The sequence below is a fragment of the Chitinophaga hostae genome, from assembly GCF_018224885.1.
Lineage (GTDB): Bacteria > Bacteroidota > Bacteroidia > Chitinophagales > Chitinophagaceae > Chitinophaga > Chitinophaga hostae.
Window position 1 is genome coordinate 1 of the sequence record NZ_JAGTXB010000032.1, and the last position, 13,504, is coordinate 13,504.

Genomic DNA, 13,504 nt, shown 5'->3' on the forward strand with positions numbered 1-13,504 from the left:
TGATCACTGATCCTACTGATTAATCTGATTAACCTGAAGATCATTTGTGATCATTGCTGATGTGTGAGATCCGATCTCCGTGGCACTTTTGCCAAACATCCTGTTTCAATTTATCCGCAATTTTCGCTTTTCGTTTGCGGCCCGTTGTTGTTGGGGTTGCAAAGGTAATCAACTTTTCATTTCTACCAAATCTTTTTAAAGATTTTTTAAAATTTTATTTTTTCATTGCTGTTGACCGCAAAAGCGCTGCCACCAGGTATTAGCGGCTGTCGGGCATCTGAAAAAAAATGTAGAAATACGATGTCGGGAAGAGCTTTTGTATGCGTGCTTTCTATCAAAGCGGAGCGCAAAGGTAGGCGGAATTTTTACACTTCCAACTTTTTTGCAGTACTATTTTAAAAAAATCTCTGTAACCCTTTACCGCAAAGGATTACAGAAGCAAAGAATTATTGGCGACCAAAGCGAACCGGCTGCAAAAGCCCTTCCGGATATCTCACTTTCATCAAAAACAATCCCTGGGGGGGCACTGCAAAATCAGCATTTGTGCAATCCCTGCTCTCTACCGCTTTCCTGAACTGATCCATGGAAAGCTTCCCCCGCCCCACTCTCAGCATGGTTCCCACCAGGCCCCGTACCATTCCCCGAAGGAAACGATTGGCAGTAACGTTATAGACTATACGCTCTCCATCAACCGTCCAGAACGATTCTTCAATTTTACAGATATAGGTCTTCACCTGTGTATTTCGCTTTGAGAAAGTAGTGAAGTCACTATACTCCTTTATTATTTCCGCGGTTTCCTGCAAAGCAGCTATATCCAACTTATAAGGAAAAAAATAACCACGATCCTTCATGAACGGATCCTTATGTGTATATAAGGTGTACTCATATGAACGGCCTAACGCAGCAAAACGGCTGTTGGCATCTGCAGGCACCTGGTAGATACCTTTCAACACTACATCCTCGGGCAGGATAGCATTGATCTTGTAGATAAACTGCGGATGCAACGGCAACGCCGTATCAAAGTGAAGGAAATTCTGCGCTGCATTTACACCGGCATCCGTTCTGCTGGAGCCTGTACTAACAATGGTTTCTCTGAATAATGTACTCAATGCCCGGTCTATTTCCGCCTGCACCGTATGTGCATTTTCCTGCACCTGGAAACCGCTGTACTGCGCCCCTTTATAACCCACTTCTATAAAATACCTGTTCATATGGGGGCGAAATTAAAGAATTACGAATTAGGAATTACGAATTACGGATTTGTGAGTAGATAACAGCAAATGCCCTTCGCGTTTACCGTCTACTCACAAATCCGTAATTCGTAATTCCTAATTCGTAACTCTTATTTATGCAGCATGGCTTTGAACCTGCCCCGGTAGTAGTCATCAATTAACAGGCTTTCCAGGGAACCATACTTTTCTGTATCATATGTTTTTGAATAACCCGCATCCAGCAAGCGATAACGGGTATCATCTGCAGTCAGCAACTGTACCAGGGTTTTAATCTGGGCTGTTTCCAGGCAGTAGTTACGGGTTTGCTTGCGGAACACATCTATCATGCTGTTATCTGTTCTGGCAGCCACGAACTTACGTAACAGTTTACGGAAGGTGGCCTCGTCCATGATATTAGTACAATCAGAATTGAGTAAACGGGCATCGCTCGCTTTCTTCTTTTCCGTTGCCGGCACATCTGGTACCACTTCTGCCCCAACAGGTGCTCCTGCCGCATCTACCGCTGTTTCTTCCTCACTGCGTTTTTTCTTCTTTTTACTCTTTACCGGTTCTTCCTCTGTAACCGGGCGGGCTACGGCTACGCCGTATCCGCTGGAATCTGTAATGATATTAGGAGGGTTTTCGGTATCATCAAACAGTTTACCGCGTTTTTTCTTTTTCTTCACTGGCGCTGTTGGCTCCTCCGGTGTTGTTACCGGCACTTCCACCACTACCGGCGCAGCAGTAGCTTTCACGGCAGCCACCGGCGCCTGGGACTTGTCGTCCTGGAATTCTATGAAATCAGGATCCCCCTCCTTTGCCTTATGTTTCTTATGTTTTTTTACAGGCTCTTCTGAGGCAGCAGGAGTTGCCTTCGCCACTTCTTCTGTAGCGGCCTCGCTGGCTGCTGCTTTGCCTTCCTCCGCCAATACATCTGTTAAAATAGCCTGTTCTTCTTCTGTCAGCGGCTCTCTTTCACCTTTACGCTTTTTACCTTTGGACTTCTTTACTTCCCCGGTTTCTCCTGTTGCCACTGGCACATCGGCGGGTGGCGCAGCTGGTTTTACTTCTTCCACCGGCTCATTTCTGTCGTCGCCGGTCACTACTACTTTATCCAGGGCGGAAGAAAAAGGATTGGAGGATTTGGCCGGCGTTGTTGTCTTGGCAGGCCCCGTAACAATAGCTTTATCTGCAAAAGTGGTTTCCAGGTCTTTCTGCAGATTGGTCATCATTTCCTTCTTAGCGGTATCCAGCTCAGGAACCAGTGAATCAGCCACTGCCGCGGTTTCAGCAACCGGCGTAGCAGGAGCGCCCGCTTCTGACTTAATTTCCCGGAATGTTTGCAGGTTATACAAAGAATAGCCCGCTTCGCCGGACTGTTTCAGCAAAAAGCCCTGATCATTCTTCGCTATTTTCAGGTAAAACTGTGATTCGTGGCCTTCATCTTTGGCTAAACCAACGGTAATAGGCGTGGTACCACTCTCCAGCTGGGGTATAATAATATACCCCCGCTCGGTGGAACTCAATACTTTACCATTATGTTTTACATAAAACGGTTGTCCCTTCTCGCTCTGAATATATACGTAATGGTGCTGTTCCTGCGCCAGAAGACGGCCACAGAGTAACAAGCATGCCCAAACGAATACGACTGTCCTGTATTTGAGATGCATACTATAAATTGGTATAAAACTGTTCCTGTGCAAATATTATTCCAGCACGATCAGCACTTCGCCTTTTTCAACGGCGGTGCGCTCTGCGACCTTAATTTCTTTAACGATGGCATCTGAAGCCGATTTGAATACATTCTCCATTTTCATGGCTTCCAGGATCAATACCGGATCGCCTTTACGGATCGCCTGTCCCGGCGTAACCAGTACCTTCAATACCAGCCCCGGCATCGGCGCCTTGATGTCATTTACCTTCCTGGCCATGGCATCTTTAATACCCATAGATGCCAGTAACTGGTCGATTGGCTCTTCTATAACGACTTCAAACTGTTGCTGGTTTACCTGTAGGACCACTGTTTTGGTGTCCCGGTCTACCCGCAACACCTGCGCCTGATAGCTATGGCCGTCCATTATGATGCTATAATCGCCCGAAGGAAGCCTGGCCGCAGACCAGTCTACTTCCTGGTTATTACAGGTAACCTTTGTATCTGTATTCACGGCAAACCCGGATTTGCCATTCACTATTGCTTTGATCATAATACTGTTTTATTGGCCGCTAAGTGTAACAAAAATAGCATTTTTAACCACTTACCTCATATTTGGCCCATTTGTTTAAATTTGACTCTTTTTAATATCGCAAGCCGATACATTTGTTTAAAACTGTCTTTTACATGAATCAACATCTGAAACAAACCCTGATGGGCATGTTGATCGGAGGAATAGCAGGTCTGGGAATGAGCACTCCCCTGATGGCCCAATCCGATAAAGCTGGCCAGGAAGACCCCGCACTAAAAATTTACCGCGCCTCTGCCACTAAAGTGAACGACCTGGTACATACCAAGCTGGATGTACGTTTTGATTATGCCAAAAGATATCTCTATGGCAAAGCATGGATTACCCTGAAACCTCATTTTTATGCCACTGACTCCCTCACACTGGACGCCAAAGGTATGGACATCAAAGATGTAGCTGTTGTAAAAGCTGGTAAAAACAGTGCGCTGAAGTACAGCTACGACAGCCTGCAGCTGCACATTGCCCTGGATAAACGATATAAACCAGGCGAATCTTATGTCATCTATATCAATTATACTGCAAAGCCGGACGAACTGAGAACAAAGGGCAGTGCAGCCATTTCGGAAGCCAAAGGCTTATACTTTATCAATCCTGATGGAAAAGACCCCAATAAGCCCATTCAGATATGGACACAGGGTGAAACAGAAAGCTCATCTGCCTGGTTTCCAACGATAGATAAAACCAACCAGAAATGCACAGAAGAAATCAGCATGACGGTGGAAAAGAAATATGTGACCCTCTCCAATGGCAAGCTGGTGAGCCAGAAAAACAATGCTGACGGTACCCGTACAGATACCTGGAAAATGGACCTTCCCCACTCTCCCTACCTTTTTATGATGGCAGTAGGCGACTATGCCATTGTAAAGGATAAATGGCGTGGCAAAGAAGTAAATTACTATGTAGAAAAAGCCTATGAAAAATATGCCAGAAATATTTTCGGTAATACCCCGGAAATGCTCACCTTCTACTCCAAAATACTCGGTTATGATTATCCATGGGTGAAGTATTCTCAGATCTCCGGTCGTGACTATGTTTCCGGTGCTATGGAAAACACCACCGCTACCCTGCATGGTGATTTCATACAAAAAACTGATCGGGAATTACTCGATAACAACAACTACAATGAAGCCGTGATAGCTCATGAACTGTTTCACCATTGGTTTGGCGACCTCGCCACTGCGGAGTCCTGGAGTAATCTTACCGTCAATGAATCTTTTGCGGACTACAGCGAGTACCTGTGGCTGGAATATAAATATGGCAAGGACGCTGCAGATGAACATGGATTTGAAGCTGTACAATCTTATATGTCGATGGCTCAATACTCCGGCGATAAGGATCTGGTTCGTTTCCACTACCATGATAAAGAAGATATGTTTGACCAGATCACCTACCAGAAAGGCGGTCGTGTGTTAAACATGCTCCGCAATGCAATAGGTGATTCCGCCTTCTTCAAGTCGCTGAACCTATACCTGAAAACAAACGCATTCAAAGCGACAGAAGCCCACCAGCTACGCCTGGCCGTTGAAGAAGTAACCGGTCGTGATATGAACTGGTTCTTTAATGAATGGTACTTTGGAAAGAGCTTCCCCCAACTGGATATCAGCTATAAGTATAACGATGCTGCCAAAACAGTTACTGTTATTTTACAGCAGATACAGAAAGAAGCCAAAGTGTGGCAGATCCCTATGGCTGTTGACATATACGCCGGCGGTAAGATAGAACGTCATTCTATTTTTATGGAAAACAAGGTGGATTCATTCACCTTCTCTTATACTACCCATCCTGACCTGGTAAATGTAGATGCAGATAAAGTAGTATTAGCTAAGATAGATGACCACCGTGCATTCAGTACTTATGTTTACCAGTACTCGCATGCGCCCAATTATATGGACCGCCGCATTGCCATTGATGAAGCAGCAGACGCCCAGGCTACCAATCCCGAAGCGGTGAAGGTGTTGCAACTGGCGCTGAAAGATAAATATCATGGCTTAAGAACTTATACCATCGGCAAACTCACTATGACGAACAGTACAGTGAAAGCCGCTACCCTGCCTATTTTGCAGGAACTGGCCAAACAGGATCCCAGCTCGCTCGTACGTGCGGCAGCGTTACAACAACTGGCTGAATTGAAAGATCCGCAGTATAGTTCGCTGTTTGAAGCTGCTACGAAAGATAAATCCTACAGTGTGGAAGCCGCAGGCCTGGAAGGCCTTGCAGCGCTGGATCTGGATAAAGCCTATACCCTTGCCAAACAGATGGAAGGGGATAGCAAAGGTAAACTGGTCAATGCCATTGCTGGTGTTTATGCCAGGAAAGGCAATGCAGCTGATATCTCATTTGTTGCTACCAAATTTGAAGAAACCAGTGGTCAGGATAAGCTGAATGCAGCGTTCGACTATCTTGGCTTTTTATCTAAGGTAAATAATACACCCGCTGTTATCAAAGGTGTAGACCAGGTAAAAGCAATGACTGCGCAGTTTAACAACCCGCAGGTAAGCACTTACGTCAGTAACTGGATGCAGGAAATCAGCAAAAACAAATCCCAGGAAGCAACTGCCGTTTCCGGCGCCAACAGGGATGAACTGCAAAAGCAATCAGCCTATATGGGTAAGGCTGCTGAAGAAATAAGAAAGTCGATCAAAGAATAGTAGGTGGGTCTTGCCGAGGATTTTTTCTTGCCCAGGATTAGACTGATTTTGATGATTTAAGGATTATATTTTTACAGGATTAAAAAAGATTAGCGAAGACAGAAGCGGATACTCGCTTTATCTTCGCTAATCTTTTTAAAATCATCAAGGAAAAAATCCTTAAATCATCAAAATCAGTCTAATCCTGGGCAAGAAAAAATCCTGAGCAAGGCCAAACCTTCGGCGTTACAGCTCCGATTCTACCAGCGCCCCTACAGCCGGATCCCAGCGCCATAAGCTGTTGACCAACCGCACGCCGCCCAGCCACCGGTGTTCCAGGGAAACATAGTCCAGGTAGTTTTCTTCTTCTTCCAGTATTTCTTTTCCCAGGCTGGTAATTTTAAGCATCTGGTCATGCTCCTCAATTACGCCGGCGCGAACCATCCGGTTAACCAGGATATCGAGTTGAAAGTTGGTGAAGCCATATATTTCGAGTTCATTCCAGAAAAGCATGTAGAGGTCGTACCAGCGGTAGTTACCCAGTACCAGTCGTAACAGGAAATAATGCTCAATGGTACTGAGTCCTGTGTTTACATCGGGAAATCTTTTCAGGTGGGCATGAATGGCTGCTGGCAGGTATTTAAGATTACCGGTAGGTAGTTTACTGATTGTTTCCAGCGCCTGCGGCGTGTTGAGGCACCAGGCGTCCCAAACATCCGCGGCCCGGGTAAGATCATTGGGCTCCAGCCTGATACGTTCTTCAAATGTTTTAGGCAGGTCATCCGGTTGCACATGATGCTGCAGATCGGCAATACTGATGGGAGGAAGTGTGGGAAGCTTGCTGCTGATATAATGCAGTATAAACAGCATATTGATCTGGCAGAACAGGTCGTATTCAAACCAGAGGATAATTTCATCAGCAGAGGAGCCGGAGAGGTCCAACCTCTCCAGCTCCTGTACTATATTGGTAAAGTATGTTTGTTTATCTATTCCGTATTGAAATTCCAGGTGTTTAGCGCGGCTTTCAAAAAACGCTGTAAGATCTTTGGTATACTTTACTTTTCCTTCGCACATCATTTCTCTGCATACCACTACTTCACCGGGTATCTTACTTTGCCGGAACAAGGTAAGGGTAGCATCTCCATTTAACACATGCAAGTATTCCATAAAATAATTTTCAGATATTACCAGCTGCCACTGGCGCCGCCTCCTCCGCCGGACCCTCCGCCGAAGCCACCGAAGCCGCCTCCACCGGAACCTCCGCCACCGGACCAGCCACCACCACCGCCGCCGCCAAAGCCTCCCATACCGCCTATTACCGGCCATATCCAGCCTCCGCGCCTGTTATAAGTGGTGCCGCCACCGCCTCTGCCGCCACCGCCGCGACCAATAATAGAAACAACGATCACGATCAGCATGATCAACAGGAACAGACCTCCCGGGCTGATCCCCGGCTTACTCTGCTTTGGATCCGCCCTGTATTCACCGGCAGCAGCTTTCTTAATAGCATCCACTGCCCCGTCGAGCCCCTGGTAGTAATGGCCCTCCCGGAAAGCCGGCTTGATAATCTGGTTAATGATATCGCTGGCAACGGCGTCCGGCACCACGCCTTCCATACCATAACCTGTTTCTATCCTGATCTTCCTGTCTTCAACTGAAACAAGAATTAGTATTCCATTGTTCTTGCCTTTTGTACCAATCCCCCAATCACGCAATATTTTTAACGACACCTGGCTTACATCATAATCACCGATCGACTTCAGCGTTACGATGGCTATCTGGGTAGAGGTACTATCGAAATAAGCAACAACTTTGTGTTCCAGGGCATCGTCTTCATCTTTCAGCAATACACCTGCAAAGTCATTTACTAAAGTTGGAGGATTAGGCCGGGGAGGTATATTCTGCGCTTTCGCCAGCAAGCCCGCCATCATTAATAATCCCGGTAAAAACCAGCGTAGTATCCTCATTGTTTCTAAGCTAAAATCGTTTAAAAAGAGTGGCCGTTATTTGCCGAAGACGATATCATCCGGCAATTCGTTGACATCGGTGCCGGCTTCATGCGGAAACCAGGTGCGGAGTGAAGCCCCTATTTCTGCTATACATGCTTCGATGCCTTCAATGATACGATTATCCTGGAAATGGTCTATCAACAACCCTGCTTCTTTTATCCAGAAGTCGTCGCCCACTTTGTCATGTATGCCCTGGTCGCCCAGGATGGCAAACTGCCGGTCTTTAATGGCCACATATACCAATACGCCGTTGCGCAATTTAGTTTTTCCCATTTCCAGTGATGCAAAGGCTTCTCTGGCCCTATCCATGGGGTCTACATAGGTGCAATGACTTTCTACAAACAACCTGATTTCTCCGGATGTAAGTCGTTCTGCTACCCGGATAGCCTGCACCAGTCTATTCTTCTCCGTTTCTGAAAAAATCTCTTTTCGTTTAAAAGGAAAAATGCGCATGCGTTATATATTTTTAATTTCCGGTTACTGACGGCAGGAGAACTGACCGGGAAACTTGTCTTTCCCGGCCGGCGTCCACATTGATCAGGAACCGGAAATACTCGTATGGGTTATTTTAGAATTTCACCTGTGGTGCGTTTTCAGCACCAGCAGCTGCTTCGAAGTAACCTTTTTGTTTAAAGCCTGTGATACCCGCAACGATGTTGGTTGGGAAAGCACGAACAGAACTGTTATAACCATTTACGGCTTCGTTGAAGTCATTTCTGGCAACGTTGATCCTGTTTTCAGTACCTTCCAGCTGTGCCTGCAGGTTCTGGAAGTTGGCGTTTGCTTTCAGGTCCGGATAACTTTCAGACACCGCGAGCAAACGGCCTAATGCCTGGCTGAGCTGACCTTGTGCAGCCTGGTATTGCTGGATTTTTTCAGGGCTCAGATCATTCACATCTACCTTGATCTGTGTAGCGCTGGCACGTGCCTGTATCACTTTCTCAAGGGTTTCAGTTTCGAAGTTGGCGGCGCCCTTTACAGTGGCTACCAGGTTAGGAATCAGGTCAGCGCGGCGTTGATAGCTACTCTGTACCACTCCCCATTTATTCTTCACGTTTTCATCCTTAGTCACGAGGCCGTTGTATTTACCACAACCAAACATGCCTAATAATACGAGTACTACAATTACAATAATTCCTGTTTTCATCTGAATTAAAATTTAAGTTTTAAGTGCCGGCAATGATGCAAAACGTATTCCCGTTTTAAGGCTTACCGGTGTACGTGTTGTTTTCACCGGTGAATGCTATAAAAAAAGCGGTAAACGCAAGCTTTTCACGCCTACACGAAAATATGGAAACTAAGCCACTAAATAGCTATTGGATAAGGAAACGGCAATTTTTTAAAAAAGTTCATTCATCCTTGAAATATTCATCATAAAACAGTATGTTTATATGTACCTTTGCAACGTATAAAACGTTGAACGTTTTACTAAACGATCTATGGTGAATGGGGTGGAATGGATACAAAATCGATATCAAAGGTTCATTGTTTCTAACTCATTTATTATCAATAACTTGGAACTAAGTCTGCTTAAATGAGTGCACAACACATCCATATACTCTATATTGATGATGAAATACACAATCTGAATGCCTTTAAAGCTTCTTTCAGAAGACTGTACAACGTAGTAACGGCTACCTCGGCGGAAGAGGCAGAGAAGCTCCTGGCCGAACAGGAATTTCACATCATTATCTCGGATCAGCGAATGCCCAAAACAACCGGGATAGAGTTTTTTGAATCCATACTGGAAAGGTATCCCGAACCTATTCGTATGCTGTTAACAGGGTATGCCGACATTAACGCGGTGGTAGATGCCATCAACAAAGGACAGGTATACAAGTATTTCTCCAAACCCTGGAACGAAGAAGAACTGAAACACAACATCGACAAAGCATATGAGGTGTATGCCCTTCGTAAGGAAAACAAAGAACTGACCGCCAAGTTGCTGGATGTAAACCAGAAGCTTGAGTTCCTGGTACGACAGAAACTGATTTCCTGATCCTTTAATGCGCCCCATCTCTGACTACAGTTCCCTTACAGGAGCCTGTTATCTTATTATACCATTGTACTTCCCTCAGCCCGTTCATCAAAATCCGCCTATCTGCAATTTCTGAATGTTGATTTTCCTTTAACTTGCACCACATTGTGAACTTAATTTCCTGAATCATGCAAGTTTGGAAAGATTACCAGGCGGAGAATAAAGATCGTTTCCTGGATGAATTACTGGCGCTGTTACGCATTCCATCTGTGAGTGCGGATTCCCGTCATAATGGAGATACACAGCAATGTGCAGAAGCTGTAAAGCTGCGCCTGCAGGAAGCCGGCGCTGAAAAAGTAGAAGTGTGTCAGACTGCAGGTCATCCTATCGTTTATGGAGAGAAGATTATAGATCCGTCCTTACCCACCGTACTGGTATACGGCCACTACGATGTACAGCCCGCAGACCCGCTGGAGCTGTGGCACAGTGGTCCGTTTGAGCCGGTGATCAAAGACGGCAACATATATGCCCGCGGCAGCGCCGACGACAAAGGCCAGTTTTACATGCACGTAAAAGCCTTTGAAACCATGAACAAGACTAACACCATTCCGTGTAATATCAAGTTTATGATTGAGGGCGAAGAAGAAGTAGGCTCCGCGAACCTGGGCATCTTCCTGAAAGAAAATAAAGAGCGGCTGAAAGCTGATGTAGTATTGATTTCAGATACTTCCATGATCAGCCTCGAAAACCCTTCCATTGACACAGGTCTGCGTGGCCTTGCCTATATGGAAGTAGAAGTAACTGGTCCTAACCGCGACCTGCACAGTGGCGTTTATGGCGGCGCAGTGGCTAATCCTGCAACCGTCCTCGCAAAAATGATTGCTTCCCTGCACGACGACAATAACCACATCACTATTCCAGGCTTCTACGATAAAGTACAGGAGCTGAGCGCAGAAGAAAGAACCGCACTGAACGCTGCTCCGTTTGATGAGGAAGAATATAAGAAAGACCTGGGAATAGCAGATGTATGGGGAGAAAAAGGTTATAGCACCATCGAAAGAACAGGCATCCGTCCTACCCTCGAAGTAAACGGTATCTGGGGTGGATATACCGGCGAAGGCTCTAAAACAGTTTTACCATCCAAAGCATTTGCCAAGATATCCATGCGCCTTGTTCCTAACCAGGACTGGCACGAAATATCTGACCTGTTTACCAAACACTTTGAAGCTATTGCACCGAAAAGTGTAAAAGTGAAAGTGACCAAACACCATGGTGGCAGCCCTTATGTAACACCCACCGACTCTGTTGCATTCAAAGCAGCCCACAAGGCGATCAATGCCACGTTTGGCAAAGATCCTATTCCTGTTCGCGGCGGCGGCAGCATTCCCATTGTAGCACTGTTTGAAAAGGAACTGGGACTGAAAACAGTATTGATGGGTTTTGGCCTGGATAGTGATAACCTGCACTCTCCCAACGAGAAGTATGGTTTGGACAACTACTACAAAGGCATCGAAACCATTCCATATTTCCACAAATTTTTTGCGGAAATGGCAAAAAATAATGGTTAAACACCGGCAGTTAGCTCCAGGTAAAAGCCGCCATCTCCGCTGCACTTACTAAAAGCTAACTGCTAAAAGCTAAAAGCTTATGAGCACTCCTGAAAAAGTACGCGTCGACAAATACCTCTGGTCGATCCGGGTATTTAAAACACGCAGCCAGGCTGCAGATGCCTGCGACGGCGGTAAAGTAAAGATGAACGGCTCCTCTGTAAAAGCTGCCAAGCCGGTAAACATCGGCGATAAGTTTGAAATCAGATCAGAAGCCCGTAAATGGGTGATAGAAGTAACCGGCCTGCTATCCAACCGGGTAGCGTACAGCGAAGCCATTAAATATTATCTTGATACAACACCTGATGAAGATAAATTAGCGCCAGCCTTTGTACCCTCTGTATTCCAGACCGGTAAACGGCAAAGTAAGATTGGCCGTCCAACGAAAAAAGACCGAAGAAGTATAGAAGGTTTTATGGAAGGAGACGGGGAAGAGTAGGTTTTCACAGGATATTTTACAGAAAAAGGCGCCGCTCTGCACGTTAGCGGCGCCTTTTTATTTTAAACGCCTTGCCAATTGAAGCGCTCTATGCTTTTTTCTACAATTTCTCACTTTTGCGTAGTAATTTTGCCACCTCATTCTTAAACTAAGGATTATCAATGCCTAAACAAAGCGACGTACTTGCTGCGGATTTCCTCGTGAAAGTAGCAGAAGAATTTGGTACCCCGGTATATATATACCATGCAGAAAAGATAAAAACCCAGTATGAAAAGCTCCAGAAGGCTTTTCATAAGGCCGACACCCGCTTTTTCTACGCCTGTAAGGCATTGACCAATATCAATATCCTTAAGTACATCAATTCCATTGGTTGCGGACTGGATACTGTATCCATCCAGGAAGTGCAATTGGGCCTGAAGGCCGGATTTGATCCTAAAAACATCATCTTTACCCCCAACTGTGTGGATTTGCAGGAAATTATTGCTGCAAAAGACCTGGGCGTAATCATCAATATAGACAACCTCTCTATCCTGGAGCAGTTTGGCAATAAGTTCGGCGGCAGCTACCCGATCTGCATCCGCCTGAACCCGCATATCATGGCAGGTGGTAATTTCAAGATCTCCACAGGCCATATCGATAGCAAGTTTGGTATTTCCATCCACCAGATGCGTCATATTGAACGTATTATCAATTCCACCAAATTGAAAGTAACAGGCCTGCACATGCATACCGGCTCTGAAATCAAAGACGTGGATGTGTTTCTTCGTGGTGTAGAAGTGATGTTTGAAATGGTACAGCATTTCCCTGACCTGGAATCTATTGACCTGGGCAGCGGCTTCAAAGTAGCCTACCAGCAGGGCGATCCTGAAACCGATATTGATCTGCTCGGTAAGAAACTGAGCGAAGCATTCAACAACTTCGCGAAATCATACGTACGCCCACTCCAGCTGTGGTTCGAACCAGGAAAGTTCCTTGTAAGTCAATCCGGTTACTTTGTAGTAAAAGCTAACGTGATCAAACAAACAACGGCTAATGTATTTGTAGGCGTGAACTCAGGCTTTAACCACCTGATCAGACCTATGTTTTACGATGCCTTCCACCTGATCCGTAATATTTCCAATCCTAAAGGCACCGAACGGATATACACCGTAGTAGGTAATATCTGCGAAACCGACACTTTTGGATGGGACAGAAAAATAAATGAGGTAAGAGAAGGTGACTACCTGGTGTTTTATAACGCCGGCGCCTATGGCTTTGAGATGTCTTCCAACTTTAACTCCCGCCTTAAACCAGCGGAAGTACTGGTAAGAGATGGCAAGCCACACCTGATACGTAAACGCGATACGATAGACGATCTGCTCAAAAACCAGATTGAGCTGCAATAAAATTCCCG

12 protein-coding genes are annotated in these 13,504 nt (G+C 45.7%); 5 read left to right on the plus strand and 7 right to left on the minus strand.

Translation table 11 applies throughout. The features are described from left to right. Window positions 1–446: 446 nt before the first annotated feature. The 3 genes from truA to KE626_RS33490 all read right to left on the minus strand — a co-directional run bounded on the left by truA (window position 447) and on the right by KE626_RS33490 (window position 3,415). Window positions 447–1,211, minus strand: coding sequence for a tRNA pseudouridine(38-40) synthase TruA (gene truA, locus KE626_RS33480; protein WP_211977451.1), 765 nt, complete (start codon window positions 1,209–1,211; stop codon window positions 447–449). A gap of 131 nt (window positions 1,212–1,342) precedes the next feature. Continuing rightward, the gene (locus KE626_RS33485; RefSeq protein WP_211977452.1) at window positions 1,343–2,881 is read right to left on the minus strand and encodes a proline and serine-rich protein 1 family protein; all 1,539 of its coding nucleotides are present in this window, start codon (window positions 2,879–2,881) and stop codon (window positions 1,343–1,345) included. A 36-nt stretch (window positions 2,882–2,917) separates the two neighbouring features. Further along, entirely contained in the window at window positions 2,918–3,415 is a 498-nt protein-coding gene (locus KE626_RS33490) for a biotin/lipoyl-containing protein (protein ID WP_211977453.1), read from the minus strand. 134 nt (window positions 3,416–3,549) lie between these two features. Here KE626_RS33490 and KE626_RS33495 point away from each other — a divergent pair, with 134 nt between their 5' ends. Then, window positions 3,550–6,099: a M1 family metallopeptidase gene (locus KE626_RS33495; RefSeq protein ID WP_211977454.1), complete on the plus strand. Its 2,550-nt coding sequence runs from the start codon at window positions 3,550–3,552 to the stop codon at window positions 6,097–6,099. A 225-nt stretch (window positions 6,100–6,324) separates the two neighbouring features. Here KE626_RS33495 and KE626_RS33500 read toward each other — a convergent pair whose 3' ends face one another. The 4 genes from KE626_RS33500 to KE626_RS33515 all read right to left on the minus strand — a co-directional run bounded on the left by KE626_RS33500 (window position 6,325) and on the right by KE626_RS33515 (window position 9,234). Continuing rightward, on the minus strand, window positions 6,325–7,245 hold the full coding sequence (locus KE626_RS33500; RefSeq protein WP_211977455.1) for a hypothetical protein: 921 nt from the start codon (window positions 7,243–7,245) through the stop codon (window positions 6,325–6,327). A gap of 17 nt (window positions 7,246–7,262) precedes the next feature. After that, complete coding sequence (locus KE626_RS34975; protein WP_211977456.1) at window positions 7,263–8,045, minus strand: TPM domain-containing protein; 783 nt, start codon at window positions 8,043–8,045, stop codon at window positions 7,263–7,265. 36 nt (window positions 8,046–8,081) lie between these two features. Continuing rightward, window positions 8,082–8,540: a TPM domain-containing protein gene (locus tag KE626_RS33510; RefSeq protein ID WP_211977457.1), complete on the minus strand. Its 459-nt coding sequence runs from the start codon at window positions 8,538–8,540 to the stop codon at window positions 8,082–8,084. A 115-nt stretch (window positions 8,541–8,655) separates the two neighbouring features. After that, window positions 8,656–9,234 carry a LemA family protein gene (locus KE626_RS33515; protein ID WP_211977458.1) on the minus strand — a complete coding sequence of 193 codons (579 nt, stop codon included), beginning with the start codon at window positions 9,232–9,234 and terminating at the stop codon, window positions 8,656–8,658. A gap of 387 nt (window positions 9,235–9,621) precedes the next feature. On the opposite strand from KE626_RS33515, the gene KE626_RS33520 reads away from it, so the two are divergent. The 4 genes from KE626_RS33520 (at window position 9,622) to lysA (ending at window position 13,496) form a co-directional block, all read left to right on the plus strand. Continuing rightward, window positions 9,622–10,086, plus strand: a complete 465-nt coding sequence (locus tag KE626_RS33520) for a response regulator (RefSeq protein ID WP_134643530.1) — start codon at window positions 9,622–9,624, stop codon at window positions 10,084–10,086. A 167-nt stretch (window positions 10,087–10,253) separates the two neighbouring features. Next, a complete protein-coding gene (locus tag KE626_RS33525; protein WP_211977459.1) occupies window positions 10,254–11,633 on the plus strand; it encodes a dipeptidase in 1,380 nt (459 codons plus the stop codon). A 79-nt stretch (window positions 11,634–11,712) separates the two neighbouring features. Further along, complete coding sequence (locus KE626_RS33530; RefSeq protein ID WP_211977460.1) at window positions 11,713–12,111, plus strand: RNA-binding S4 domain-containing protein; 399 nt, start codon at window positions 11,713–11,715, stop codon at window positions 12,109–12,111. 161 nt (window positions 12,112–12,272) lie between these two features. Next, window positions 12,273–13,496: a diaminopimelate decarboxylase gene (gene lysA / locus KE626_RS33535; protein WP_211977461.1), complete on the plus strand. Its 1,224-nt coding sequence runs from the start codon at window positions 12,273–12,275 to the stop codon at window positions 13,494–13,496. Window positions 13,497–13,504 lie beyond the last annotated feature (8 nt).

What these genes read in the sequence shown, in the direction of transcription:
- truA (WP_211977451.1), bottom strand. Translation starts at nt 1,211, where the DNA reads ATGAACAGGTATTTTATAGAAGTGGGTTATAAAGGGGCGCAGTACAGC.
- KE626_RS33485 (WP_211977452.1), bottom strand. Translation starts at nt 2,881, where the DNA reads ATGCATCTCAAATACAGGACAGTCGTATTCGTTTGGGCATGCTTGTTA.
- KE626_RS33490 (WP_211977453.1), bottom strand. Translation starts at nt 3,415, where the DNA reads ATGATCAAAGCAATAGTGAATGGCAAATCCGGGTTTGCCGTGAATACA.
- KE626_RS33495 (WP_211977454.1), top strand. Translation starts at nt 3,550, where the DNA reads ATGAATCAACATCTGAAACAAACCCTGATGGGCATGTTGATCGGAGGA.
- KE626_RS33500 (WP_211977455.1), bottom strand. Translation starts at nt 7,245, where the DNA reads ATGGAATACTTGCATGTGTTAAATGGAGATGCTACCCTTACCTTGTTC.
- KE626_RS34975 (WP_211977456.1), bottom strand. Translation starts at nt 8,045, where the DNA reads ATGAGGATACTACGCTGGTTTTTACCGGGATTATTAATGATGGCGGGC.
- KE626_RS33510 (WP_211977457.1), bottom strand. Translation starts at nt 8,540, where the DNA reads ATGCGCATTTTTCCTTTTAAACGAAAAGAGATTTTTTCAGAAACGGAG.
- KE626_RS33515 (WP_211977458.1), bottom strand. Translation starts at nt 9,234, where the DNA reads ATGAAAACAGGAATTATTGTAATTGTAGTACTCGTATTATTAGGCATG.
- KE626_RS33520 (WP_134643530.1), top strand. Translation starts at nt 9,622, where the DNA reads ATGAGTGCACAACACATCCATATACTCTATATTGATGATGAAATACAC.
- KE626_RS33525 (WP_211977459.1), top strand. Translation starts at nt 10,254, where the DNA reads ATGCAAGTTTGGAAAGATTACCAGGCGGAGAATAAAGATCGTTTCCTG.
- KE626_RS33530 (WP_211977460.1), top strand. Translation starts at nt 11,713, where the DNA reads ATGAGCACTCCTGAAAAAGTACGCGTCGACAAATACCTCTGGTCGATC.
- lysA (WP_211977461.1), top strand. Translation starts at nt 12,273, where the DNA reads ATGCCTAAACAAAGCGACGTACTTGCTGCGGATTTCCTCGTGAAAGTA.